The organism is Curtobacterium sp. MCSS17_005, assembly GCF_003234225.2.
Classification (GTDB): domain Bacteria; phylum Actinomycetota; class Actinomycetes; order Actinomycetales; family Microbacteriaceae; genus Curtobacterium; species Curtobacterium flaccumfaciens.
In genome coordinates, this window is sequence record NZ_CP126258.1 from 2,600,312 (window position 1) to 2,625,760 (window position 25,449).

Genomic DNA, 25,449 nt, shown 5'->3' on the forward strand with positions numbered 1-25,449 from the left:
GTCAGGCCTCCTGGTACCCGGCCGTGATGGTGGCGATGATCTCCTCGCGGTCCTCGAGCGGCAGGAACGACCCGAGCGCGGCGTTGATCTGGAACGCGGCCAGGTCGTCGAGGTCGTACCCGAACGTGCCGGCGAGCAGTGCGAGCTCCTTCGACAGCGAGGTCCCGCTCATCAGGCGGTTGTCGGTGTTCACCGTGACGCGGAAGCCGAGCTGGTAGAGCACGTCGAACGGGTGGTCGGCGAGGTCGTCGCCCCACGCGGCGATCGCCCCGGTCTGCAGGTTGGACGACGGCGAGACCTCGAGCGGGATCTCGCGGTCACGGACCCACGAGGCGACCTCGCCCAGGGAGGCCAGCGTCGAACCGTCGCCGGCGTCGGACAGGGCGACGTCCTCGAAGATGCGGACGCCGTGCCCGAGGCGGAGCGCCCGGCCGTCGACCAGCGCGGACCGGATGGAGGCGAGCCCGTCGGCCTCGCCCGCGTGCACGGTGACGGGGAACAGTTCGGACGCCAGGTAGTCGAAGGCGGCGCGGTGGTTCGAGGCGGGGAACCCGGCTTCGGCACCGGCGATGTCGAAGCCGACGACCCCGGCGTCACGGTGCCGGACGGCGAGCTCGGCGATCTCGAGCGACCGGTCGGCGTGCCGCATCGCGGTGACGAGCTGGCCGACGCGGATGCGCCCACCGGCGGCGTCGACGGCTTCCTCGATGCCGGCCTGCACGGCCTCCACCGTCTGGTCGAGGGTCAGTCCGCCCTGCAGGTGCTGCTCCGGCGCCCAGCGGACCTCGCCGTAGACGACGCCGTCGGCGACCAGGTCCTCGACGAACTCGCGGGCGATCCGGGTGAGCTGCGGCGCGGTCTGCATCACCGACGTGGTGACGTCGAACGTCTTCAGGTACTCGACCAGGGAGCCGGAGTTCGACTGGTCGGCGAACCACTGCCCGAGCTCGGCCGGGTCGGTGGTGGGGAGCGTGACACCCGCCGAGGCTGCGAGCTCGATGATGGTCGCGGGACGCAGGCCGCCGTCGAGGTGGTCGTGCAGCGAGACCTTCGGCAGGTCGTTGATGACCGCCCCGGCGTCGGGCAGGCGGTAGGTCGGGGCGTCGGCGCTCATGCCCCCAGGCTATCGGTGGTCACCGCCGCCGCGCAGGCACCTGTGCACAACCCACGACGGAAGACACTGGAGGCTCCCCACAGGTGTGCAGGGAGCCTCCGGTCGGTCGGGTGGCCGAGTTCAGGACCCGATGCGCTCGCGCACGATCGGCCCCCGTGCCGCGGCAGCGGAGCCCGCCGGGCCGATGGTCCACGCGCCCTCGAGCGATTCCAGCGCGCGCGGGATCCGCGACGCGTCGTCGGAGTGCAGCGTCCAGAGCGGCTGGCCCTCGGTCACGATGTCCCCCGGCTTGACGTGGAGCTCGATGCCCGCGCCGGCCTGCACCGGGTCCTGCGCGCGGGCACGACCGGCCCCGAGCCGCCAGGCCGAGACGCCGAACGGCAGCGCGTCCTGCTGCGTGAGGACCCCCGACGTCGGAGCAGTGACGACGTGCTGTTCGCGGGCCACGGGCAACGCGGCGGACGGGTCCCCGCCCTGCGCTTCGATCATCCGACGCCAGGTGTCCATCGCGCGGCCGTCCGCGAGCGCCGCGGCGGGGTCGGCGTCGGGCAGTCCGGCCAGCGTGAGCATCTCGGTCGCGAGCGCCACGGTCAGCTCGACGACGTCGGCGGGGCCGCCGCCGGCGAGCACCTCGACCGACTCCCGCACCTCGAGCGCGTTGCCGATCGTCAGCCCGAGCGGGACCTCCATGTCGGTCAGCAGCGCCGAGGTCGCGACCCCGGCGTCGTTGCCGAGGTCGACCATGGTCTGCGCGAGCTCCCGGGACGCCTCGTAGGTCGGCATGAACGCGCCGGACCCGAACTTGACGTCGAGCACGAGCGCACCGGTGCCCTCGGCGATCTTCTTCGACATGATGCTCGACGCGATGAGCGGGATGCACTCGACCGTGCCGGTGATGTCGCGGAGCGCGTAGAGCTTCTTGTCCGCGGGTGCCAGGCCGGACCCGGCCGCGCAGATGACCGCGCCGACGTCCTGCAGCACCTGCATCATGCGGTCGTTCGAGATGGACGCCTGCCAGCCGGGGATCGACTCGAGCTTGTCGAGCGTCCCGCCGGTGTGGCCGAGTCCGCGGCCGGACAGCTGCGGCACGGCGACGCCGAACGACGCCACCAGGGGTGCGAGCGGCAGCGTGATCTTGTCGCCGACACCACCGGTGGAGTGCTTGTCCACGGTCGTCTTGCCGAGCGACGAGAACGACATCCGCTCCCCCGACGCGATCATCGCGAGCGTGAGGTCCTTGATCTCGCGCCGCTCCATCCCGTTCAGGAAGATCGCCATCGCCATCGCGGCCATCTGCGGGTCCTCGACGTAGCCGCGGGTGTACGCGTCGACGAGCCAGTCCACCTCGGCGGTGCTGAGGGCCCCGCCGGAGCGCTTCGTGCGGATGAGGTCGACGGTGTCGAACGGCTCGACGGCCATGTCAGTGCTCCTGCTGGTAGGTGGCGAGGGTCCGCGGCCCGAAGGCGTCCGGCAGGACCTCGTCGATGGTGCGGATGCCGGAGAGCGTCTCGAGGAGCATGCCCTCGGTCGAGTGCTCGAACAGCAGCTGGCGGCAGCGCCCGCACGGCATCAGGGTCGCCCCGTCACCGTCGACGCACGTGAACGCGACGAGCTTGCCGCCGCCGGTCATGTGCAGCTGCGACACGAGGGAGCACTCCGCGCAGAGCGTCACCCCGTAGCTCGCGTTCTCGATGTTGCAGCCGGAGACGATCCGGCCGTCGTCGGTGAGCGCCGCGGCGCCCACCGGGAACGACGAGTACGGCGCGTAGGCGCGCCGCATCGCGGCCGTGGCGGCGTCCCGCAGGGCGCCCCAGTCCACGTCGTCGACCGGGAAGCCCGTGGCGGCGTCCGCCGGGTCGGTGACGGTGACCCCCTGGTCACCTGCAGCGTGTGCGTCGGTCATGTGTCGTGCCTCCAGGCCGTCAGCTCTTGATGTAGGGCTTGCCGGACGCGGCTGGGCCGCGCGACTGCCCCACCAGGCCGGCCACGGCGAAGATCGTCACCACGTACGGCAGCATCAGCAGGAACTCGCTCGGCACGGGCGAGCCGACCGCGCTGAGCGTGTTCTGCAGGTTCGACGCGAAGCCGAACAGCAGCGCCGCGAGCGTGGCCTTGATCGGGTCCCAGCGGCCGAAGATCACGGCGGCCAGGGCGATGTAGCCCGCGCCCGCCGTCATGTCCTTCGTGAACCCGCCGGTGGCATCGAGCGTGAAGTACGCCCCGCCGAGGCCCGCGATCGCACCGGCGAGCGAGACGTTCCAGAACCGGGTGCTCGTGACGTTGATGCCCACCGTGTCGGCGGCCTGCGGGTGCTCACCGACGGCGCGGAGCCGCAGACCCCAACGGGTCTTGAACAAGCCGAAGGTGACGACCGCGACGGCGATGTAGGCCAGGTAGACGACGACCGACTGCTCGAAGAAGATCGGTCCGATGATCGGGATCTGGTGGAGCACCGGCACCTCGAACTTCGGGAACCGTATGCCGATGTTGAGCGTCTGCTGGTTCGGGGACAGCACCTGCGAGTACAGGAAGCCGGTCAGGCCCGAGATGAAGGCGTTGATGACGACACCGACGATGACCTGGTCGACCAGGTACTTGATGCTGAACGCCGCGAGGACGAACGACACGAGCACACCCGCGACGAGGGCACCGACGAGACCGACCCAGGGCGACCCGGTCAGCGAGGCGATGAGCGCCGAGGTGAACGCACCGGCGAGGAACTGGCCCTCGATCGCGATGTTCACCACGCCGACACGCTCGGAGATCACACCGCCGAGTGCACCGAAGACGAGCGGGACCGCGAGGCCGAGCGCACCGAAGAGCATGCCGGGGATGGTGATCGAGTCGCCGGCGACCGCCCATGCGAGGAAGCCGACTACGAAGACGATCGCGAACACCGAGGTCACCCAGAGCGGCACACGACGCGAGGCACGGGTCTCGACGATCGCGTACACCGTGGCGAGCGCGAGCAGCACGGTGACGACGATCCCGGTGGCCGTCGCCGGCAGCGGGAGGTTCGGCAGCGCGAAGAAGTCGCCCTTCGAGGCCAGGCGGAGCGTCGCCGTTCCGGGGCGGTGTCCGAAGCCGAACAGCACGAGCGCGAGCAGCGTGAACACGCCGTACCCGATCGGGAGCTTCCAGCTGCGGGTCGTCTCGACCGGGCGGTCGTCCAGGGGCATGCGCGGCGCGGCCGCGGTGGGGCTGAGGGTGCTCATGCGGCGACCGCCTTCTTGCTGTTCTTGCTCGTCTTCGTGCGCTTGCGTGTACCCGGCTGCGGGATCCGGAAGATCGCGCGGACGAGCGGCGGCGCAGCGATGAAGAGGACGATGAGTGCCTGGATGACGCCGACGATGTCGATCGGGATGCCGTTGGCGGCCTGCATGGCGTAGCCACCGTTCTTCAGCACGCCGAACAGGATCGCCGCCCAGAACACGCCCCACGGCTTCGAACGGCCGAGCAGGGCCACGGTGATGGCGTCGAAGCCGATGCCGGCGTCGATGCCCGAGGTGAAGCCCGTGGTGACGGCGCCCTGCACCTGGTAGGCACCGGCGATGCCGACCAGGGCGCCGGAGATGACCATGACCCAGATGGTCAGCGACGGGACGCTCATGCCGGCCACACGGGCGGCACGGGGGTTCTCACCGATGGTGCGGAACCGGAAGCCGAGCGACGACTTGTTGACGAGCCACCAGACGACGACGACCGCGATGATCGCGACGATGAACCCGAGGTCCACGCCGTACCGCACGCCGAAGAGCTGCGGCAGCAGGGCGCTCTCCTTCGTGGCGGGCGAGATCGGGTTGCTGCTGCCCGGGGCCTGCAGCAGGCCCGGGGTGCGGAGCAGGTAGCTGACCAGGTAGAGCGCGACGTAGTTGAGCATGATCGTGACGACCACCTCGTTCGCACCCGTCCGGGCCTTGAGCACCCCGACGATGCCGCCCCAGACCGCGCCACCGACGATGCCGGCGATGATCGTGAGCGGGATGTGGATCGCGGCGGGGCCGTCGAACGAGAACCCGACCCACCCGGCGGCCGCGGCGCCCATCAGGATCTGGCCCTGGCCGCCGATGTTGAACAGTCCGGCGCGGAACGACAGCGCGATCCCGAGCCCGGCGGCGATGAGCGGCACCGAGTAGTCGACGGAGCGCGTGAGCGGCCCGATCGCCTGCTGGAACGAGTCCGCGCCGAAGTTGAACACCGAGCCCTGGAACAGGGAGGCGTACGCGCCGCCGACCGCGGTGCCGATCGCCTGGAGCATGTCGGTGGGGCGGGCGAAGAAGTAGCCGGCGGTGGCACGGACGTTCTCGTCCGTCACCGCGATGAGGATGCCGCACGCGACCAGCGCGAGGACGACGGCGAGCACCGTGACGAGCACGGAGCCGTTCAGGATCCCCTGCAGGGCGGCCTGCCAGCGGTCACCACCGGCGCCGTTGCGGCGCTCGGTGTCCTCCGCCGAGTCCGTCATCAGGTGCGGGGTCGACTCGACCTCCTGCAGACGGTCGTCGGTGAGCGGGGCGTCCGCGGTGCCGTGCGCAGCCGGCACCGGCTGCTGCGTGTTGTCTGGTTCCTGCGCGGTCACGCGGCCAGCTCCGTTCCGGTCGTGGGTGTGGCGTGGATCTCGCCGGCCGAACCGGTCATGCGGCCAGCTCCGTTCCTTCGGGGATCTCCCCGGCCATCATGAGGCCGAGGACGTCGCGGGGGGTGGCCGCGGGGACGATGCCGACGATGCCGCCGCGGTACATCACGGCGATGCGGTCGGCCAGGGCGACGACCTCGTCGAGCTCGGTGGAGACGACGATGACCGGCACACCGGTGTCGCGGGTGGCGACGATGCGCTTGTGGACGAACTCGATCGAGCCGACGTCGATGCCGCGGGTGGGCTGCGCGGCGACGAACAGCCGCAGCTCGCGGCTGAGTTCGCGCGCCAGGACGATCTTCTGCTGGTTTCCGCCGGACAGCCGACCGGCCGCGGTGGTGCGACCCGGCGTCCGGATGTCGAACTCGGCGATCTTCTCGTCGGCGAAGGCGTCGCGCTCGGCCGCCCGGATCGTGCCGGCACGGACGAACTCGGCGTGGTCGGCCCGGTCCAGCATCAGGTTCTCGGCGATCGTGAACTCGCCGACGAGCCCGTCCTCTTTCCGGTCCTCCGGCACGAAGCCGACGCCGGCGTCGAGCACCTGCTTGACGCTCCGCCCGGTGAGTTCCTTGCCGTCGAGGGTGATGCGGCCGGCGTGGGCGGGCTCGAGGCCGATGATCGCCTCGGTGAGCTCGGTCTGCCCGTTGCCCTGCACCCCGGCGATCGCCAGGACCTCGCCGCGGCGCACCGTGAAGGAGACGTCGTCGACGAGCACGATGCCGGATGGGTCGGTCACGGTCAGGTTCTCGACGACCAGGGCGTCGGCGCCACCGGTCGCGGGAGCCTTGTCGACCACGAGCGAGACGGCACGGCCGACCATCAGCGCGGCCAGCTCGTTGTTCGTGGCGGTCGGCGATGCCTCGCCGACGACCTTGCCGAGGCGGATCACCGTGATGCGGTCGGCGACCTCGCGCACCTCGCGGAGCTTGTGGGTGATGAAGACGATCGCGGTGCCGGCTTCGCGGAGCTGGCGCATGATGCCCATCAGCTCGTCGGTCTCCTGCGGGGTGAGGACGGCCGTCGGCTCGTCGAACACCAGCACGGAGGCGTCGCGGGACAGCGCCTTGATGATCTCGACGCGCTGCTGCACACCGACGGGCAGGTCCTCGACCTTGGCGTCGGGGTCGACGTCGAACCCGAAGCGGTCGGAGATCTCCTGCACGCGCTTGCGGGCACCGGCCAGGTCGAGCCGCCCGCCGAAGGTGGTCTGCTCCTGCCCCAGCATGACGTTCTCGGCGACGGTGAACACGGGCACGAGCATGAAGTGCTGGTGCACCATGCCGATGCCGGCGCGCATGGCGTCACCGGGGCCGTCGAAGTCCTGCACCACGTCGTCGAGCAGGATCTCGCCCTCGTCGGCGTCGTACAGGCCGTACAGGACGTTCATCAGGGTGGACTTGCCGGCGCCGTTCTCACCCAGGAGGCAGTGGACCTCACCCGGCTCGACGGTGAGCGAGATGTGGTCGTTGGCGACCAGGGCGCCGAACCGCTTGGTGATGCCGCGGAGTTCGAGCTTCATGTTCGGGAGTCTATTTCTGTCTCGCGCGCGCCACGCGGGCGCACGGTGTCGCGTGCACCCCGCGGATGCACGATGTGGTGTGCGCCGCCGGGCGCACGATGTGGTGTGCGCCGCCGGGCGCACGATGTGGTGTGCGCCACCCGGGCGCACGAGAACGCGGGCGAGGGATGCTCCCCCGCCCGCGTTCATCGGGTCAGGACTGGGTCTTGACCTTGATCGAGCCGTCGATGATGCCGGCCTTCACATCGTCGAGCTCGCCCTGCAGGCCCTTGTCGACCTTGGACTCGAAGTCGTGGAACGGGGCGATGCCGACGCCGTCGTTCTCGAGGGTGCCCACGTACGGGTCCTTCGAGAACTTGTCGTCGGCCGCCTGCTCGACGACGTCCTTCACGGCCGGGCGCATGCCCTTCTCGACCGAGGTGAAGGCGATGTCCTTGTAGCGGGGGTCGGCCTCGTACAGGTCGCTGTCCGCACCGATCAGGACGGAGCCGTTGTCGGCGTCCTTGATGGCCTCGGCAGCGGACTGGTAGATCGGGCCACCGACGGGGAGGATCACGTCGGCGTCCTGGTCGAGGAGCGTCTGCGCGACCGACTTGGCCTGCGTGCCGGCCTCGAAGCCACCGGTGAAGGAGCCCTTGCCGGTGTCGACGTTCCAGCCGACGACCTTGACGTCCTTGTCCTTCTGCTCGTTGTAGTACTTCACGCCGTCCGCGAAGCCGTCCATGAAGATGGTGACGGTCGGGATCTGCATGCCGCCGAAGGTGCCGACGACGCCGGTCTTCGAGTAGGACGCCGCCGCGTAGCCGGCGAGGAACGCCGCCTGCGAGGTGTCGAACGTGATCGGCTTGACGTTCTTCGCGTCGATCGAGTTGTCGTCGATGATCGCGAAGTCGGTGTCGGGGTTCGCAGCGGCCTGCTTCTTCGTGGCGTCCGCCAGGTTGAAGCCGACGGTCACGACGAGGTTGCAGTTCTGGCCGATGAGCTGCTCGATGTTCGAGTCGTAGACGGTGGCGTCCTTCGACTCGGCCTCCTTGTAGGTGGCGCCGAGGTCCTTGGCGGCGTCCTTCATGCCCTCGTAGCCGAGCTGGTTGAACGACTTGTCGTCGAACCCACCGGCGTCGGAGACCATGCAGGGGCGGAAGTCGGTCTTCTTCGCCGAGTCGGTGGTGGACGGCGCCGAGGCGCAGCCGGCCAGGACGGCGACGGTGCCGGCGAGCGCGAGGCCGCTGAGGACGACCTGTCGGGTACGAGATGTCACGGGTTGGTTCCTCCGGGGAGCGTGCCCGGACCACGTGCGTTCCGGGCGATCGTGGCGACAGTACACGACCGTCGGGTCGGTACAGGACCCGTTGCGGGGGTCCTGCGGATCGGTTACGGGATCGCGACCCCGCCGAAACGCGCCCGTAACGCGGGGCCACCCACGCACCCCCAGTTCGGGGGGTTTGTCGGTGGAGCGCTACAGGACGTCGCCGCGGCCGCTGATCTTCAGCGCATCCACCACGCTCTTCACCCGCTGCGCGTTCGCGCTCGTGGTGACGAGCAGCGCGTCCGGGGTGTCCACGACGACGATGTCCTCGACGCCGATGAGCGAGATGAGCCGCTGGCTGTGCGAGATCACGATGCCGCTCGACGAGTCCGCCAGGATGCGGGCGCCGTCCCCGAGCACGGCGAGGTTGTTCGGCCGGCCGCCGGACTGCAGCTTGGCGAGCGAGGCGAAGTCGCCCACGTCGTCCCAGTCGAAGTCACCGGGGACGACCGCCATGCGTCCGGCGGCGGCGGCCGGCTCGGCGACGGTGTAGTCGATCGCGATCTTCTCGAGCATCGGCCAGACGGCATCGACGACGGCGCCGCGGGCCGAGGTGTCCCAGGCGTCGGCGAGTTCGTTGATGCCCGCCAGCAGCTCCGGCTTCGTCCGGCCGATCTCCGCGAGCAGCACGTCGGCGCGCGCGATGAACATGCCGGCGTTCCAGAGGTAGTTGCCCTGCTCGACGTACGAGCGGGCGGTGTCGAGGTCGGGCTTTTCGACGAACGACTTCACCGCGTGTGCGGTCGGAGCGCCCTCGATGTCGAGCGCGACGGTGTCGGCGTTGATGTAGCCGAAGCCGATCGCGGGTTCCGTCGGGGTGATGCCGATGGTCGTGACGTAGCCGGCGCGGGCGACGGCGACGGCCTCGCGCACCGAACGACGGAAGCCGCGGGCGTCCCCGATGACGTGGTCGGCGGCGAACGAGCCGATGACGACGTCTGGTTCGCGGCGCACCAGGATCGCCGCGGCCAGGCCGATGGCGGCCGTGGAGTCCTTCGGCTCGCTCTCGAGCACCACGTTGTGGTCCTCGACGCCGGGCAGCTGCGACTCCACCGCGACCCGGTGCGCACGGCCGGTGACGACCATGATCCGCTGGTCGCCGGCGAGCGGCGCCAGGCGGTCCCAGGTCTGCCGCAGCAGCGAGGTGCCGGAGCCCGTCAGGTCGTGCAGGAACTTGGGTGCGTCCGCGCGCGACAACGGCCACAGGCGCGATCCGATGCCCCCTGCGGGGATGATCGCGTAGAAGTCTTCGAGAGCGTCAGCCACGCGCTCACCGTACCGGTCCCACCGGGCGGATCCTGGGTGGTCTCCGCACGATTCCCGCATGCGGGCTCCCGCAGCGTCGGCCGTCGCGTTGTTCACCCGTCGCGCGCGTCCCGTTCACGTCGTCGGCCCCACCGGGTCACGTCACGCCCGGAGCATGGGCAGCACCATGAGCGCACGCAGCGTGGAGCGCGGCACGTCCCCCCGGACCGTCGCCGTCGTGACCGAGAGCTTCCTGCCCACCCTCAACGGCGTGACCACCAGTGTCCTGGCGGTCCTCGACCACCTGGAACGACGGGGTCACCGCGCGGTCGTGATCGCACCGGACACCCCCGGGCTCGCCCAGTTCCGGTCGCGCAGCGCCGTCGAGCGCTACCGCTCCTTCGACGTCCACCGCATCCCCGCCGTCGCCTACCGCCAGTTCCCGGTGGCACTCCCCCACCCGGTGCTGGACACGATCCTCGCCGCCTCCGGCGCCGACGTGCTCCACGCCGCCAGTCCGTTCCTGGTGGGTGGGCGCGCGATCACGGCAGCCGGGAGGCTCGGCATCCCCTCCGTCGCCGTCTTCCAGACCGACGTGGCCGGGTTCGCCCGCCGCAACGGCCTGACCGCGACCGTCCCGTTGGTGCGGAAGATCCTCGGACGCATCCACGCCGGCGCCTCGCTGACGCTCGCCCCGTCGAGCGCGACGGCCGCGATGCTCGCCGAGGAGGGCGTGCCCCGCGTCGCCCGCTGGGGTCGCGGCGTCGACACCGAGCTGTTCCACCCCGCGCGCCGGTCGACCGGGCACGTGCGGGCACTCCGCCGCCGCCTGGCCCCGAACGGCGAGACCATCGTCGGGTACGTCGGACGCCTGGCCCCGGAGAAGGAGGTCGAGCGGCTCGCCGAACTCGGCGGCGTCCCCGGCATCCGGGTCGTCGTGGCCGGAGGGGGTCCGTCGCGGGCGATGCTCGAACGTCGGCTCCGGCACCTCGACGTCACCTTCACCGGCCCCCTGCGCGGCGACGCACTCGCCGACGCGTACGCGTCGCTCGACCTGTTCGTGCACACCGGTCCGGCCGAGACCTTCGGGCAGACCCTGCAGGAGGCCCACGCCTCCGGCCTGCCCGTGATCGCGCCGGCGTCCGGCGGCCCGCTCGACCTGGTCGCCCCGGGGCTCGACGGCGAGCTCTACGACGCCGATGCGCCGCAGGCCCTGCGGCACGCGGTCCTGCGGCTGCACCACGACCGCGCGCTGGCGGAGCGGATGGGTTCCGCCGGTCGGCTCCGGGTCGAGGGCACCACCTGGGAGGCAGTCGGCGACCAGCTCCTCGACCACCACGACACGGCCCGCACCATCGGCGCGCCGCCCGTCGGACGGGGCCTCCGGGCCGGTCGGGACGAGAAGGTCAGCGCCCGCGCATAGGATGGTCGTGTTCCACACGAACACGAACGGCAAGGGCTCGCCGATCGGGCGAGCCCGTCCTATGGAAGGACGAGCTCATGGCTGAGCACACCGGCGGGGGTACGGCGACCGCGGTGCCCGACGTACGTATCGACGGAGAGCGTATCGATGCGCCACGGGCTTCTCGGACGCCACAGGGCACGCTCTACCGCGGTTCGATCGGGATGTGGTCGTGGGTCCTCCACCGCATCACCGGCGTCGCGATCTACTTCTTCCTGCTCGTGCACATCCTCGACACGGCGCTCGTGCGGCTCTCCCCAGAGGCGTACAACGCGGTCATCGGCACGTACAAGACCCCGATCATGAACCTCGGCGAGATCGCGCTCGTCATGGCCATCGTGTTCCACGCCTTCAACGGCCTGCGGATCATCCTGATCGACTTCTGGTCGAAGGGCCCGAAGTACCAGCGGGCCATGTTCTGGATCGTCATGGTCCTGTGGGCCGTGGCGATCGCGGGCTTCCTGCCCCGCCAGCTCATGAACCTCGTCGCGGACTTCAACTGAGGGGCACGAACATGACCACGCAGATCGTCGAACCTCCCCGCTCGGCCGCAGCCGCCCGCAGCACCACCAACTGGGAGAAGTGGGGCTGGATCTACATGCGCGCCTCGGGTGTGCTGCTCGTCGTGCTGATCTTCGGCCACCTCTTCGTCAACATGGTGGCGGGCGAGGGCGTCAAGCAGATCGACTTCGCCTTCGTCGCCGGCAAGTGGGCCAACCCCTTCTGGCAGGTCTGGGACTCGCTCATGCTGGTCCTCGCGCTCATCCACGGCTCGAACGGCATGCGCACGATCGTCAACGACTACGTGTCGAAGCCCGGCATCCGCAAGACCCTCCTCGTCGCGATCCTGGCCGCCTGCGTCGTGCTGATCGTCCTCGGGCTCCTCGTCTGCTGGACCTTCGACCCGTGCCCCGCCGGCGCCGCTGCCGCCGACCTGCCGTCCTTCTGCCCGGCGCAGTAGCACCACCACCGTTGCTGCCCGCGTTCCCACCGTCTACGGAAAGACCCCTGTGACCGAGACCACCGTCCACCACCACCAGTTCGACATCGTCATCATCGGCGCCGGAGGCGCGGGCATGCGAGCCGCGATCGAAGCCGGCCCGAAGGCGAAGACGGCCGTCATCTCGAAGCTCTACCCCACCCGGTCGCACACCGGCGCGGCGCAGGGCGGGATGGCCGCGGCCCTCGCGAACGTCGAAGAGGACTCGTGGGAGTGGCACACGTTCGACACGATCAAGGGCGGCGACTACCTGGTCGACCAGGACGCCGCCGAGATCCTGGCGAAAGAGGCGATCGACGCCGTCATCGACCTCGAGAACATGGGCCTGCCGTTCAACCGCACGCCCGAGGGCAAGATCGACCAGCGCCGTTTCGGTGGGCACACCCGCGACCACGGCAAGTCCCCGGTCCGCCGGGCCTGCTACGCAGCAGACCGCACCGGGCACATGATCCTGCAGACGCTGTTCCAGAACTGCGTGAAGCTCGGCGTCGAGTTCTACAACGAGTTCTACGCGCTCGACCTCATCATGGTCGACGTCGTCGGTGACGACGGTGTCACCCGCCAGCAGCCGGCCGGCGTCGTCGCGTTCGAGCTCGCGACCGGTGAGCTGCACGTCTTCCACGCCAAGGCGATGATCTTCGCGACCGGCGGCTTCGGCAAGATGTACAAGACCACCTCGAACGCGCACACCCTGACCGGCGACGGCGTCGGCATCGTGTGGCGCAAGGGCCTGCCGCTCGAGGACATGGAGTTCTTCCAGTTCCACCCGACCGGGCTCGCCGGGCTCGGCATCCTGCTGACCGAGGGTGCCCGCGGCGAGGGTGCGATCCTCCGGAACGCCTCGGGCGAGCGTTTCATGGAGCGGTACGCCCCCACCATCAAGGACCTCGCACCGCGTGACATCGTCGCGCGCTGCATGGTGCAGGAAGTGGCCGAGGGGCGGGGAGCCGGACCGAACAAGGACTACGTGCTGCTCGACTGCACGCACCTGGGGGCCGAGGTCCTCGAGACGAAGCTGCCGGACATCACCGAGTTCGCCCGCACGTACCTCGGTGTCGACCCCGTCGTCGAGCCGGTGCCGGTGATGCCGACCGCGCACTACGCGATGGGCGGGATCCCGACGAACGTCAAGGCCGAGGTCCTGTACGACAACACCACCGTCGTCCCCGGCCTGTACGCCGCCGGCGAGTGCGCCTGCGTCTCCGTGCACGGCTCCAACCGCCTCGGCACCAACTCGCTGCTCGACATCAACGTCTTCGGCAAGCGCTCGGGCAACAACGCCGCCGAGTGGGTCCAGACCGCTGAGTTCCTCCCGCTGCCGGAAGACCCGGCGGCCGGCGTCCGCGGCATGCTCGACCAGCTCCGTGCCTCGACCGGCACCGAGCGCGTCTCCGCCCTCCGCAAGGAACTGCAGGAGGAGATGGACAAGAACGCCCAGGTGTTCCGCACGGACGAGTCGCTCGCCCGTGTCACCGAGACACTGCACACGCTCCGCAACCGCTTCATGCAGGTCTCCGTGCAGGACAAGGGCAAGCGGTTCAACACCGACCTGCTCGAGGCCGTCGAGCTCGGGTTCCTGCTCGACCTGGCCGAGGTCGTCGTCTACTCCGCGCGCAACCGCAAGGAGAGCCGCGGCGGCCACATGCGCGACGACTACCCGAAGCGCGACGACGAGAACTACATGCAGCACACCATGGCGTACCTGACGGGCGACCCGCACTCGTCACTCGCCGATGACCACATCACGCTCGACTGGAAGCCCGTCGTCATCACGCGGTACCAGCCCATGGAGAGGAAGTACTGAGATGACCGACACCCTGGTCTCCGACGCACCCCGCACCGACACCGTGCAGGACGCCCCTCCCGGATCCTTCTCCGTCACGGTCATCGTCCGTCGCTTCGACCCCGACGTCGACGACGAGCCGCGCTGGCAGGACTTCGACGTCATGATGCTGCCGACCGACCGCATCCTCGACGCCCTGCACAAGATCAAGTGGGAGCAGGACGGGTCCCTGACCTTCCGCCGCTCGTGCGCGCACGGCGTGTGTGGTTCCGACGCGATGCGCATCAACGGTCGCAACCGCCTGGCGTGCAAGACCCTGATCAAGGACCTCGACGTCTCGAAGCCGATCTACGTCGAGGCGATCAAGGGCCTGCCGCTCGAGAAGGACCTCGTCGTCGACATGGAGCCCTTCTTCCAGAGCTACCGCGAGGTGCAGCCCTTCCTGCAGTCCTCGTCGGCCCCGACGCCCGGCAAGGAGCGCGTGCAGTCCGTCGCCGATCGCGCCCGCTTCGACGACACCACGAAGTGCATCCTCTGCGCCGCGTGCACGTCGTCCTGCCCGGTGTTCTGGACCGATGGGCAGTACTTCGGCCCCGCTGCGATCGTGAACGCACACCGGTTCATCTTCGACTCCCGCGACGACGCCGCGAACGTCCGTCTCGACATCCTCAACGACAAGGAAGGCGTCTGGCGCTGCCGCACGACCTTCAACTGCACCGACGCGTGCCCCCGTGGCATCCAGGTGACGAAGGCGATCTCCGAGGTCAAGCAGGCGATCATGCGCGGCCGCGCGTAGTCCCGGCTCCGTCCAAGGCCCAGCACCACGTCGACCGATAGGCTCCCGACCATGACGTTCGCGGACACCCGCCCCATCCTCGACCAGCTCGGCTACACGACCCGGTACGTGCAGCTCCCCGGCGAGACCCTGCACGAACCGCCGGTCGAGGGGGCGCTCCGCATCGTCCAGACCGACGCTTCCGGCTACGCGCTCGAGGTCGTCGACTACGGAACGGCTCGTCGTCTCGCGCAGGCCACGGGCGAGGACGACGCGGTCGAGATGCTGCGCCGCTTCCTGAACCGTCCGTTCCCGGAACCGCGTGACATCCCCCGCCACGAGCTCGAGGGGCTCCGCGACCGTGCGGCGTCGACCTACCCGCAGCTCGCGCAGCAGGTCGCGCAGGCCGGCGAGCAGGGGCTGACCATCCAGATCCCGGCCGGTGTCCCCGTCGACCGCATCGGTGGCCCGGACGGCTACCTGCTGCACCCGCTCGACACCCCGCTGCCCAGCCGGTCGCTGCCCCCGCACGTGACCTCGTCGCCGGAGACCCATCGGTACGTCGTCGATCGGCCGTTCCTGGTGAACGTCCGCTTCGTCCAGCCCTGGTTCGAGCAGCCGGGCGGTGCTCTGCGCTTCCAGATCGCCGACCCGTCGGCCACCGTGCGTGACCTGGTCGTCGACGGCGCGCTCGTCCGTCTCCGGGTCGTCTGAGCCGTCCGACACACACGAACAGCCCGCCCCGCGCTCGATGCGCGGGGCGGGCTGTTCTCGTTCGTGGAGCTACCGCAGGTCGGGGCGGTCGTACTGCGCACCGGCCGGGTTCCACGGCAGGCAGCCGAACACGATGGCTGCGGGGCTCGCGATGAGCGAGACGAGCCAGAGCGGGCCCGGCAGGTTCGCGTCGTGGAGCCGGCGCCACGCGAGTGCCAGGTTCGGCACGAGGGTGGCGAGCCACCACAGCACGAAGAGCCCGAGCAGCACGAAGGCGAACGGCGAAGGCGCCCCCGACACGTCGCGCGAGTACCCGTAGTCGTCCACGACGGTTGTGGTCGGGCTGGTGGCGATCAGCAGGGCGATGAAGCCCCCGTAGAGCACGAGCGTGACGATGGCGTTGGCCAGGAACCAGTACCAGTACTCGCTGCGACCGGCGCGGCCGTCGAAGCGGGCGTACTTCCTGAAGAACCGGAGGAACGCGTCGAGAAACCCGATGCCGTACCACGGGGCCCACAGCGGCGGAACGCCGTCCGGGCCGACCGGTATCGGCTGCGCCAGCTGCGGGTACCCACCGACGTACGGCTGGGCGTACTGCTGGTACGGCTGCTGCCCGTACCCGGGCTGCTGTCCGTAGCCGGGCTGCTGCCCGTAGCCGGGCTGCTGCCCGTACCCGGGCTGCTCACCGGACCCCGGCTGCCCCTGCTGCTGATCGCCGCCGGGCTGGCCCCACTGGGGCGTCCCGTCGTTGCTCATCGGCTCGAGTCGGGGCGGTCGTACCGCGAGCCCTGCGGGTTTGACGGCAGCAGACCGAAGACGATGCCGACGATGCCGACGAAGATCGCGATGATCCACAGCGCACCGGGGAGGTTCGCGTCGTGCAGGCGGCGCCAGCCGAGGGCGAGCGTCGGGATGATGATCGCGAGGCCCCAGAGCAGGGAGACGATGCCGACGATGACGAAGAGTGCGGACGGCTCGGTGACGGTGGACTGGACGCTGGCCGACGTCGAGGACGACATCGACACGGTCGAGCGCTCGGAGGTCGCGAAGCCGATGCCGTACAGGATGCCGAGGACGGCACCCACGATGGCGTTGGCGAGGTACCACCACCAGAACTCGCTCCGGCTGGCACGACCGCTGAACGTGGCGTACTTCTTGAAGAAGCGGCCGACGGCCTTGCCGAACGAGATCCCGTACCACGGCGCCCAGAGCGGCGGTTCGCCGTTGGGTCCGGTCGGCGGCTGCTGGCCGTACTGCGGTGCACCGCCGAACTGGGCGTTCGGCTGGTTGTTCGGATCCTGCGGGTACTGGTCGCTCACGTGGTCCCCCTCGAGTGTTGGCTGATGTTCACGGTCGAGTCAACCAGAACTCCTGAGCGGCGGTCAGAACCGGTACCGCGCGTGACCCCTGCCAACGGCCGCCGAACCGATCAGGTACCAGGGCGCCCAGCGCGCCGGCGCGGACCTCCCACCACTCGGCTGGCCCGGACCGGGCTGCGCGGACTGCCCGGACGACACCACGGCTCGACCGTGCGGTCAGGGCAGGAGCGCGAGCTTGCCCCCGGGGTGCCCGGACTCCAGCAGCTCCGCCGCCGCCTTCGCCTCCGCCAGCGGGAACGTCCGCGCCACCGGGACCTCGAGCTGTCCGGCACCGGCGAGGTCGATGAGCCGCTGCCGTACCGAGTCACGGAACGCCTTGCTGGCCAGCTGTGCGCCGCCCACCGCGGCGATGCCGTCCGATGCAGCCCGCGCCTGCGCGGCGATCGTCACGATCCGTGATCGGTCCGCGACCAACGCGAGCGAGACGTCGACGGCCTCTTCGGTGCCGACGCAGTCCAGTGCCACGTCGATGCCGGAGGGTGCGAGATCACGGACACGAGCCTCCAGGCCGTCGCCGTACGCGACCCACTCGCCACCGAAGCGTCGCACGACGTCCGCACCACGCTCCGACCCGGTGCCGATGACGCGGGTGCCGAGCAGCCGCAGCTGCTGGAGCAGGCTGACGCCGACCGCGCCCGAGGCGCCGTGCACCAGGACGGTGTCGCGCCCCTCGGCGCGGGTGACGCGGAGCATGTCGGCGGCGGTCGAGCCGGCGAGGAGCAGGTTGGCGGCCTCCGGGAAGCCGAGCGCGACGGGCTTCGCGAAGACGTCGGCCGCGGGCACCGTGACGGACTCGGCCCAGCCGCCGCTGATGCGGAAGGCGAGGACCTCGTCGCCGACCGCTCCCCCGCCGGACGCGATCTGTGTGTCGGGACCGACGGCGGACAGGACGCCGGCGACCTCGTACCCGACGGCGATGGGCAGGTCCGCGGGGTCGCCCTGGCGGGTGTGCTTGGTGTCGGCCGGGTTCATGCCGGCGGCGCGGACGGCGATCGTGACCTCGCCGGGGCCGGGCACCGGCACCTCTGCCTCGACGTACTCCAGGACTTCGCTGCCGCCGAACCGTGGGGCCATCCAGTGCTTCGTCATGCGGGCGACGGTACGCGTCGCGACCCCGGAACGGACGGGAGGCCCGTCACCAGCTGGTGACGGGCCTCCCGTCCGTCCGTGCGGACGTCGTCAAGCCGCCCTTGCGGACGTCGTCAGGCGCGCGCGGACCGGATCCGATCGGCGAACGCGGCGTGCAGCGGGTGCTCCGCGGCGAGACCGGTGATCTGCGTGGCCACGTCCGCGTCGGACGCGTCCGACGCCAACAGCGCCTGCAGTTCGACGCTCTGCTCGTCGTCCGCGACGTCGAAGCGGAGCGCCGCGGCCATCGCGTCGAGGAGCGCGGTGGGCTCGGTGCCGTCCTCGGCCAGCGCGGCGGCGGGCGACACGAACCGCTCGTCACGCGACAGCTTGCGGAGCGGCTGGCGCCCGACGCGGGTCACCGTGTCGGGCAGGTGCGGGTTCTCGAACCGGCCGATGATCGCCTGCACGTACGCGCGGTGCACCTCGGGGTCGAACTCGTGCCGGCGGATGAGCAGGTCGCTCGTCTCGGCGAGAACGGACTCGAGCTCGGAGCGCACGGCGGGGATCGCGATGGCGTCCGAGATCTTGTCGGCCCCGGCGACGAAGCCGTGGTACGCGACGGTGGCGTGCCCGGTGTTCACGGTGAAGAGCTTGCGCTCGATCGAGGCGGCGAGGCCGTCGACGTAGTGCGCACCGGGGATCTCCGGCTCACTCCCACCGAACGGGGTGCGGTCGATGGCCCACTCGAAGTAGGTCTCCACGGTCACGTCGAGTCCGCCGCCCTCGGGCTGCGCGGGCACGATGCGGTCGACGGCGGTGTTCGCGAAGACGGCCTTGGCCAGGGCGGCGTCGCGGCCGTCCTCGGGCAGGGCGGCAACGATGAACTCCCGCAGGCGGTCCGTGGCGTTGAGGGCGTTCTCGCACGCCATGACGGCGATCGGTGCGGCGTCCGCGTCACGGGCGACGAGCGCGCGGGCGATGACCGGGGCGATGAACTTCAGGACGTTCGGGCCGACGGCGCACGTGACGATCGCTGCGGTCGCGATCTCGGCGACCACGCCGTCCTCGTCCTGCGCGCTGTTCAGTGCGCGGAAGTTCGTGACCTCGTGGTCCTGGGCCCCGGCCCCGACCTCGTGCACGGTGTACGAGTCGGCTGCGGCCAGGGCATCGATGAGCGGGGCGGCGACGTCGGCGAAGACGACCTCGTACCCGGCCTCGTGGAGCAGGAGCCCAACGAAGCCGCGGCCGATGTTGCCGGCGCCGAAGTGGACGGCGGTGCTGGTGCTCACTCGTTGACCTCGCCGAGGATCGAGAGGATCGCGGCGGTGTCGGCGGCGTCGGTGAGCTTCTGGACCTCGTCCTCGTCGGAGAACACGATCGCGATCTTCGACAGGATGTCGAGGTGCTCGTTGTTCACGCCGGCGATGCCGACGACGAAGCGCACGGGGTTGCCGTCCCAGTCGATCGGGCTGGCGTAGCGGATGAACGACAGGGCGGACGACTTGATGGCGTCCTTCGCGTCGTTGGTGCCGTGCGGGATGGCGAGGAAGTTGCCCATGTAGGTGGACACGCTCTTCTCACGCTCGAGCATGGCCGGGTAGTAGTCGGCCGTGACCGCGCCCGCAGCCTCGAGGATCTCGGCCGCCTCCTTCATCGCTTCCGACTTGGTCGGCGCGGTGTCCTCGGTGTGGATGCGGATCTGGCTCTCCTGCAGGACGGGCATCGGGGGTTCTCCTTGTGTTGAGGACGAGATGGAGGGGACGGGTCAGCCCCGTCCCCTCCGATACTGCACTTCGTTACTGGTTGTGGCGTTACTGGTTCTTCAGCTGCTCGACGACCTGGTCGTACTGCGGAGCGTTCATGAAGTTGCCGACCGACACGTGCTGCGCGTTCGGGTTCTTCTGCTTCGCGCGGTCCGTCAGTTCTTCCTGCGTGATGATCAGGTCCTCGTCACCGGACAGGTTCGCGATCGCCTTGTTGGAGACCGTGACCCCTTCGATGCCCGCCTTCTTGATCTTGTTGCGCAGGACGCTGGCGCCCATCGCACTCGAGCCCATGCCGGCGTCGCAGGCGAAGACCAGGTTCTGGACCTTCGTCGCCGTCGCCGTGCTCGCCGAGCCGACGCCGCCGAGGGAGGCCTCTGCCTCTTCCTCGTTGGCCGGGGAGTTGTTGCCGAGCAGGCCGGCGGTGGCGGCGTTGACGTCGCGGCCCTTGTTCGCCTGGAGCTTCGCCATCGCGGCGCTCATGTCTCCGCCGTTGCCGGAGGCGAGGTCACGCTTGCGGCTGGCGAGGAGGAAGAACGACGCGACCGCGAAGGTGACCGCGGCGGACAGGATGACCGACAGGATGACGCCGACGAAGCTGTCCTTCGACGTCGCACCGAGCACCGCGAAGATCGATCCGGGCGATGCCGGCGCGACCAGGCCGGACTGGAACGCGACGTTCGTGGCGACACCCGTGGCACCACCGAGGATGACCGCGATGAACAGGACCGGCTTCTGCAGCACGTACGGGAAGTAGATCTCGTGGATGCCACCGAGGAACTGGATGATGATCGCGCCGGGAGCGGTCGATCGGGCGATGCCGACACCGAAGAACGTGAAGGCGAGCAGGATGCCGAGACCCGGGCCGGGGTTCGCCTCGAGCAGGAACAGGATCGACTTGCCGGAGTCGTCGACCTGGGCCGCACCGAGCTGGTCGAGCACGCCGTGGTTGATGGCGTTGTTCAGGAAGAACACCTTCGCCGGCTCGATGATGACGCTGGCGAGCGGCAGGAGCGAGTGCTGGACGAGGAAGTCCACCGCAGCACCCAGGCCGTTCGCGATCGCCTTGAAGATCGGGGCGAGCACGAAGAAGCCGATCATCGCCAGGATGAACCCGAGGATGCCCGCCGCGTAGTTGTTGACGAGCATCTCGAAGCCGGGCTTGATCTTGCCGTCCCAGATCTTGTCCACCTGCTTGATGAGCCAAGCCCCCAGGGGGCCGCAGATCATCGCACCGAGGATCATGATCGTACCGTTGGCGCCGAGGATGACCCCCATTGCCATGATCGAGCCGACGACGGCCCCGCGGGTCTCGTAGACCATGCGGCCACCCTGGAAGGCGATCGCGAGCGGGATCAGGTAGGTCAGGATCGGGCTGACGAGGCCGATGTTGGCGACACCGTCGGTCTCACCGAACCCGCCGAGGATGCCGACCGGCGTCCAACCGGTCTCGATGAAGAAGGCCGTGATGATGCCCCACGCGATGAAGATCGCGATGTTGGGCATGACCATGCCGGAGAGGAACGTGCCGAACTTCTGAACGGCGACGCGTGCGCCGCCCCGCGACTTCGCGGGTGCGTCGGGCGCTGCAACGGACGACGTTGTCATGTGCGGTGACTTTCTGTGTGGTGGAGCTGCTGCGTGGTGATGGGAGGGGTGGTGCCGGGGGTGGTGGCTCAGGCGGCGTGCGTCGCGGCCGCGGCAGCGGACTTCGCGGCCGCCGCCGTGCTCGCGGCGAGTGCCGCCGTCGCCATCTCGCGGGCCTGTTCGAGCGTGTAGCGACCGAGTTCGGCGCGCACGTCGGCCAGGGCCGCGGGGGTCATGGAGAGGGTGGTGGCGCCGAGACCGACCAGGACGACGGCGAGCAGCGGGTCGGCTGCTGCCTCACCGCAGATCCCGACGGCCTTGCCGGCGGTGGCGCCCGCGGAGCCGAGCTGCGCGACGAGGCGCAGGACAGCGGGGTGCCACGGGTCCTGGTAGGACGCGACGGTGCCGAGCATGCGGTCGGCGGCCATCGTGTACTGGGTCAGGTCGTTCGTGCCGATCGACACGAAGTCGGCGTTCTGGAACACCTGCTCGGCCATCAGCGCGAGCGACGGCACCTCGGCCATGACACCCGCGGTTCGGATGCCGAGTTCGCGGGCCAGGGTGACGAAGTACTCGGTCTCCTCGGCGTCGGCGACCATCGGGGCCATGACCCACAGGTCGGCCTCGGTCGCGGCGTCGGCCTGCGCGAGCGCGGTGAGCTGATCGCGCAGGACCTCGGGGTGGTTCCGCAGGGCACGGAGACCGCGGCGCCCGAGGGCCGGGTTCTCCTCGTCCTTGTCGGTGAGGAACGGCAGGGGCTTGTCGGCGCCGGCGTCGAGCGCGCGCACGACGACCTTCTTGCCGGGGAACGCCGCGAGGAGCTGGCGGTACGACTCGGTCTGCTCGTCGACCGTGGGGGCCTTGGGTGAGTCGAGGAAGAGGAACTCGGTGCGGAAGAGCCCCACGCCCTCCGCACCGAGAGCAACGGCGCCGGCGGCGTCGGCGGGGCTGCCGAGGTTCGCGAGCAGGGGCACGACGTGGCCGTCGGCGAGCGCACCCGCAGTGAGCGGTGCTGCTGCGGCGGCGAGGCGGTCGGCGATGCGCTGGTCGACCTCGGCCACGAGCGCGTCGGACGGGTCGGTCGAGACGGTGCCGGCCACGGCGTCGACGACGACGTGGACGCCGTCGGCCAGGTCGTCGGCACCGGTCACGCCGACGATGGCGGTGATGCCCTTGGCGCGGGCGAGGATCGCGGTGTGCGAGGTCGGGCCGCCGTCGCGGGTGACGAGCGCCAGGACCTTCTCGAGGTCGAGCAACGCGGTGTCCGCCGGGGCGAGGTCGCGGGCGACGAGGACGAAGGGGGTGTCCGACTCGGGGACACCGGGTGCGTGCACGCCGCGGAGCTTGGCGATGATGCGCTGGGCGACGTCGTCGAGGTCGGCCGCGCGCTCCCCCATGTAGCCGCCCATGCCGACGAGCAGGTCGCGGAACTGGGCGAACGCCTCGTACACGGCGCGCTCGGCGTTGGTGCCGCCGTCGATGCGGGTGTGCACGTCGTCGAGGAGCGTCGGGTCCTGCGCCATGAGCGCCTGGGCCTCGAGCACGGCCTGTGCGTCGCCACCGGCGAGCTGTCCGCGCTTGTTGAGGTCGTCCGCCACGGCGGCCAGTGCGTCGTGCACGGCCTGCTTCGCGTCGTCCGCCGAGCCCACCAGGGCGTCCTTCGACGGTTCGCCGAGCGGGTCGGCCATCCGGAGCACGGGGCCGTGGGCCACGCCACGGCCGACGCCGGTGCCGAGCAGTTCGGACATTCGAGACTCCTTCATCTCACACGCGCTTGCGGTGGGGTGGATCGTTCGGTGCACACGACACGGGAACAGACCACGCCCGTGCGGCTGAGCAGCACACTACCCCGCTTCGCGTTGACAAACAAACACATCCGGGGATAAAAATGCAGAAACAGATGCCCGTTTGCGTCTGGCGGATCGAACGCAGGGGACGACGTCGCGGATGCCGTGCCCGAGCATGTCCGTTCCGTTCCGACCCGAGACGACGAGGTCCGATGTACGCACCAGAACGTCACCAGCGCATCGTCGAGCAGGCGCGCGCGCAGGGCCGGGTGGACGTCAAGGACCTGGCGGAGTCGCTCGCCGTCACGCCCGAGACCATCCGCCGCGACCTGACGAGCCTCGAGCGCCGCGGTCTCGTCCGCCGCGCGCACGGCGGCGCGATCCCCGTCGAGCGGATCACCCTGCACCCCGGCGTCGGCGACCGCGGTGGCATCAACCAGACCGAGAAGATGGTCATCGCCGAGGCCGCCCTGGCGGAACTGCCCGAGAACGGCTCGATCATGATCGACGCCGGCACCTCGACCATCTGCCTGGCCGAGCTGCTGCCGACCGACCGCGGGCTGACCGTCGTCACGCACTCGCTCCCCGTCGCCACCGCCGTCGCGAACCGCCCCGGCATCGACCTGCACCTGCTCGGCGGCAACATCCGCAGCGACTCCCTGGCCGGCGTCGGCACCTGGACGCACCAGCTCATCGGCATGGTCAGCGTCGACGTCGCCTTCATCAGCATCAACGGCATCACGCCCGAGCGCGGCCTGACGACCCACAACATGGCCGAGGCCGCCGTGAAGAGCGCGATGATCAAGTCCGCCCGACGGAGCATCCTGCTCGCCGACCACACCAAGTTCGGCCGCGAGGAGTTCGGTCGCGTCGCCCCGCTCGCCGCGATCGACACGATCATCACCGACCCCGCCGTCAACCTCGACCTGGTCCGCGAGGTCGAGGCCGCCGGCACCGAGGTCTTCTGGCCCGGCCGACCCTGACCGCGCCCCGTTCCCGCCCACCCAGTGCTCGCTAGCATGAGCCAACCACCCATCGACAGGAGTACATCGATGTCCGAAGCCACCCGCACCGTGACCGTCGCCAGCGCATCCGGCCTGCACGCTCGCCCCGCATCCCTCTTCGTCCAGACCGTGACGGCGTCGGGGCACCAGGTCACGATCGCCAAGGGCGACAAGTCCGGGAACGCCGGCAGCATCCTCGCCCTGCTCGGGCTCGGCATCGAGAACGGCGACGAGGTCACCCTCACCGTCTCGGGCGACGACGCCGAGACCACGGCGGACAGCCTGGTCGAGTTCCTCAAGACGGACCACGACGCGGCCTGATCGCGCAGGTCGCGTCCTGCACGCGACCACAGAGCGGACGGGAGGCACGGTGCCAGCTGGCACCGTGCCTCCCGTGCGTCCGTGGGGGCGTCCAGGGCTGTCGGCACCCGCCGATAAGGTGTTCTGCATGACACGCCTGCGCCTCGCATCCGTCAACGTGAACGGCGTCCGCGCCGCCTTCCGCAAGGGCATGGGCGACTGGCTCGCCACCCGTGACGTCGACGTGCTGGCCCTGCAGGAGGTCCGCGCGTCGAGCGACGACCTGGCGGCGCTGCTCGGCGACGAGTGGGACATCGTGCACGACCCGGCGACCGCGAAGGGCCGGGCCGGCGTCGCGATCGCATCTCGACACTCCGCTCAGATCCACCGCGTCGCGCTCGGTCCGGACGACTTCGACTCGGCCGGCCGCTGGCTCGAGGCCGACTACGAGATCGGCGGGACGACCGTCACGGTGGTCTCCACCTACGTGCACTCGGGCGAGGTCGACACCCCGAAGCAGGGCGAGAAGTGGAAGTTCCTCGACGCGATGACCGAGCGGCTGCCGGCACTCCGGGCGCACAACCCGCTCGCGGTCGTCGTCGGTGACCTGAACGTCGGGCACGACGAGCGCGACATCAAGAACTGGAAGGGCAACGTCAAGCGAGCCGGCTTCCTGCCCCGCGAGCGTGCCTACTTCTCGCGGTTCTTCGGCGCCGACGGCGAGCCTGTCGAGGGCGCCGACGGTTCCACGGGCCCCGGCCTCGGATGGGTCGACGTGGGTCGCGCCCAGGCCGGCGACGTCGACGGCCCGTACACGTGGTGGTCGTGGCGCGGTCAGGCCTTCGACAACGACACCGGCTGGCGCATCGACTACCAGATGGCGACGCCCGACCTGGCCGCCAAGGTCACGGAGTACACGGTCGACCGCGCCGCGGCGTACGACCAGCGATGGTCCGACCACGCCCCCGTGGTCGTCGACTACGAACTCTGACCCTCTTCTCTCG

Annotated in this window: 24 protein-coding genes; 9 read left to right on the forward strand and 15 right to left on the reverse strand. The window is 70.1% G+C overall.

Annotated features, from left to right (window positions below; all coding sequences use genetic code 11):
- Position 1: 1 nt before the first annotated feature.
- The 8 genes from DEJ20_RS12385 to DEJ20_RS12420 form a co-directional block, all read right to left on the reverse strand.
- Positions 2-1,114: an adenosine deaminase gene (locus DEJ20_RS12385; RefSeq protein WP_027466458.1), complete on the reverse strand. Its 1,113-nt coding sequence runs from the start codon at positions 1,112-1,114 to the stop codon at positions 2-4.
- Positions 1,115-1,234: 120 nt separating this feature from the next.
- Entirely contained in the window at positions 1,235-2,533 is a 1,299-nt protein-coding gene (locus tag DEJ20_RS12390; protein WP_111235544.1) for a thymidine phosphorylase, read from the reverse strand.
- Between the two features lies 1 nt (position 2,534).
- Entirely contained in the window at positions 2,535-3,017 is a 483-nt protein-coding gene (locus DEJ20_RS12395; RefSeq protein ID WP_111235545.1) for a cytidine deaminase, read from the reverse strand.
- 19 nt (positions 3,018-3,036) lie between these two features.
- On the reverse strand, positions 3,037-4,329 hold the full coding sequence (locus DEJ20_RS12400; protein WP_111235546.1) for an ABC transporter permease: 1,293 nt from the start codon (positions 4,327-4,329) through the stop codon (positions 3,037-3,039).
- Entirely contained in the window at positions 4,326-5,693 is a 1,368-nt protein-coding gene (locus tag DEJ20_RS12405; RefSeq protein WP_181431563.1) for an ABC transporter permease, read from the reverse strand. Before DEJ20_RS12405 ends, DEJ20_RS12400 begins: the two co-directional genes overlap by 4 nt.
- Positions 5,694-5,748: 55 nt before the next feature.
- Complete coding sequence (locus DEJ20_RS12410; RefSeq protein WP_111235547.1) at positions 5,749-7,269, reverse strand: ABC transporter ATP-binding protein; 1,521 nt, start codon at positions 7,267-7,269, stop codon at positions 5,749-5,751.
- Positions 7,270-7,462: 193 nt separating this feature from the next.
- Positions 7,463-8,527: a BMP family lipoprotein gene (locus DEJ20_RS12415; protein ID WP_027466452.1), complete on the reverse strand. Its 1,065-nt coding sequence runs from the start codon at positions 8,525-8,527 to the stop codon at positions 7,463-7,465.
- A 198-nt stretch (positions 8,528-8,725) separates the two neighbouring features.
- Positions 8,726-9,841 carry a mannose-1-phosphate guanylyltransferase gene (locus tag DEJ20_RS12420; RefSeq protein ID WP_110861300.1) on the reverse strand — a complete coding sequence of 372 codons (1,116 nt, stop codon included), beginning with the start codon at positions 9,839-9,841 and terminating at the stop codon, positions 8,726-8,728.
- Between the two features lie 166 nt (positions 9,842-10,007).
- Between DEJ20_RS12420 and DEJ20_RS12425 the strand changes: the two genes are divergently transcribed.
- From DEJ20_RS12425 to DEJ20_RS12450, 6 genes are all read left to right on the forward strand, one after another.
- Entirely contained in the window at positions 10,008-11,243 is a 1,236-nt protein-coding gene (locus DEJ20_RS12425; protein ID WP_258377176.1) for a glycosyltransferase family 4 protein, read from the forward strand.
- Between the two features lie 77 nt (positions 11,244-11,320).
- On the forward strand, positions 11,321-11,785 hold the full coding sequence (gene sdhC / locus DEJ20_RS12430) for a succinate dehydrogenase, cytochrome b556 subunit (RefSeq protein WP_111235549.1): 465 nt from the start codon (positions 11,321-11,323) through the stop codon (positions 11,783-11,785).
- A gap of 11 nt (positions 11,786-11,796) precedes the next feature.
- Positions 11,797-12,243 (forward strand): succinate dehydrogenase, hydrophobic membrane anchor protein, encoded by a 447-nt coding sequence (gene sdhD / locus DEJ20_RS12435; RefSeq protein WP_027466446.1) that lies wholly within the window; start codon positions 11,797-11,799, stop codon positions 12,241-12,243.
- Between the two features lie 49 nt (positions 12,244-12,292).
- On the forward strand, positions 12,293-14,086 hold the full coding sequence (gene sdhA, locus DEJ20_RS12440) for a succinate dehydrogenase flavoprotein subunit (RefSeq protein WP_027466445.1): 1,794 nt from the start codon (positions 12,293-12,295) through the stop codon (positions 14,084-14,086).
- A gap of 1 nt (position 14,087) precedes the next feature.
- Entirely contained in the window at positions 14,088-14,861 is a 774-nt protein-coding gene (locus DEJ20_RS12445) for a succinate dehydrogenase iron-sulfur subunit (RefSeq protein ID WP_071244286.1), read from the forward strand.
- 51 nt (positions 14,862-14,912) lie between these two features.
- Entirely contained in the window at positions 14,913-15,554 is a 642-nt protein-coding gene (locus tag DEJ20_RS12450) for a TNT domain-containing protein (RefSeq protein ID WP_071244287.1), read from the forward strand.
- Between the two features lie 69 nt (positions 15,555-15,623).
- Here the strand turns inward: DEJ20_RS12450 and DEJ20_RS12455 are convergent, their stop codons facing one another.
- The 7 genes from DEJ20_RS12455 to ptsP form a co-directional block, all read right to left on the reverse strand.
- Positions 15,624-16,310 (reverse strand): DUF805 domain-containing protein, encoded by a 687-nt coding sequence (locus DEJ20_RS12455; protein WP_181431564.1) that lies wholly within the window; start codon positions 16,308-16,310, stop codon positions 15,624-15,626.
- Complete coding sequence (locus DEJ20_RS12460; protein WP_111235550.1) at positions 16,307-16,873, reverse strand: DUF805 domain-containing protein; 567 nt, start codon at positions 16,871-16,873, stop codon at positions 16,307-16,309. Before DEJ20_RS12460 ends, DEJ20_RS12455 begins: the two co-directional genes overlap by 4 nt.
- A 216-nt stretch (positions 16,874-17,089) precedes the next feature.
- On the reverse strand, positions 17,090-18,022 hold the full coding sequence (locus DEJ20_RS12465) for an NADP-dependent oxidoreductase (RefSeq protein WP_111235551.1): 933 nt from the start codon (positions 18,020-18,022) through the stop codon (positions 17,090-17,092).
- A gap of 113 nt (positions 18,023-18,135) precedes the next feature.
- On the reverse strand, positions 18,136-19,293 hold the full coding sequence (locus DEJ20_RS12470; protein ID WP_111235552.1) for a mannitol-1-phosphate 5-dehydrogenase: 1,158 nt from the start codon (positions 19,291-19,293) through the stop codon (positions 18,136-18,138).
- Positions 19,290-19,727, reverse strand: a complete 438-nt coding sequence (locus DEJ20_RS12475; protein ID WP_071244331.1) for a PTS mannitol transporter subunit IIA — start codon at positions 19,725-19,727, stop codon at positions 19,290-19,292. Before DEJ20_RS12475 ends, DEJ20_RS12470 begins: the two co-directional genes overlap by 4 nt.
- A gap of 88 nt (positions 19,728-19,815) precedes the next feature.
- Complete coding sequence (locus DEJ20_RS12480) at positions 19,816-21,375, reverse strand: PTS mannitol transporter subunit IIBC (protein ID WP_181431565.1); 1,560 nt, start codon at positions 21,373-21,375, stop codon at positions 19,816-19,818.
- Between the two features lie 68 nt (positions 21,376-21,443).
- Positions 21,444-23,102 (reverse strand): phosphoenolpyruvate--protein phosphotransferase, encoded by a 1,659-nt coding sequence (ptsP, locus tag DEJ20_RS12485; protein WP_111235554.1) that lies wholly within the window; start codon positions 23,100-23,102, stop codon positions 21,444-21,446.
- 251 nt (positions 23,103-23,353) lie between these two features.
- Here ptsP and DEJ20_RS12490 point away from each other — a divergent pair, with 251 nt between their 5' ends.
- The 3 genes from DEJ20_RS12490 to DEJ20_RS12500 all read left to right on the forward strand — a co-directional run bounded on the left by DEJ20_RS12490 (position 23,354) and on the right by DEJ20_RS12500 (position 25,436).
- Positions 23,354-24,124, forward strand: a complete 771-nt coding sequence (locus DEJ20_RS12490) for a DeoR/GlpR family DNA-binding transcription regulator (protein ID WP_071406394.1) — start codon at positions 23,354-23,356, stop codon at positions 24,122-24,124.
- A 69-nt stretch (positions 24,125-24,193) separates the two neighbouring features.
- On the forward strand, positions 24,194-24,466 hold the full coding sequence (locus DEJ20_RS12495) for an HPr family phosphocarrier protein (RefSeq protein WP_022905912.1): 273 nt from the start codon (positions 24,194-24,196) through the stop codon (positions 24,464-24,466).
- 127 nt (positions 24,467-24,593) lie between these two features.
- Positions 24,594-25,436, forward strand: a complete 843-nt coding sequence (locus DEJ20_RS12500) for an exodeoxyribonuclease III (RefSeq protein WP_111235555.1) — start codon at positions 24,594-24,596, stop codon at positions 25,434-25,436.
- Positions 25,437-25,449: the final 13 nt, after the last annotated feature.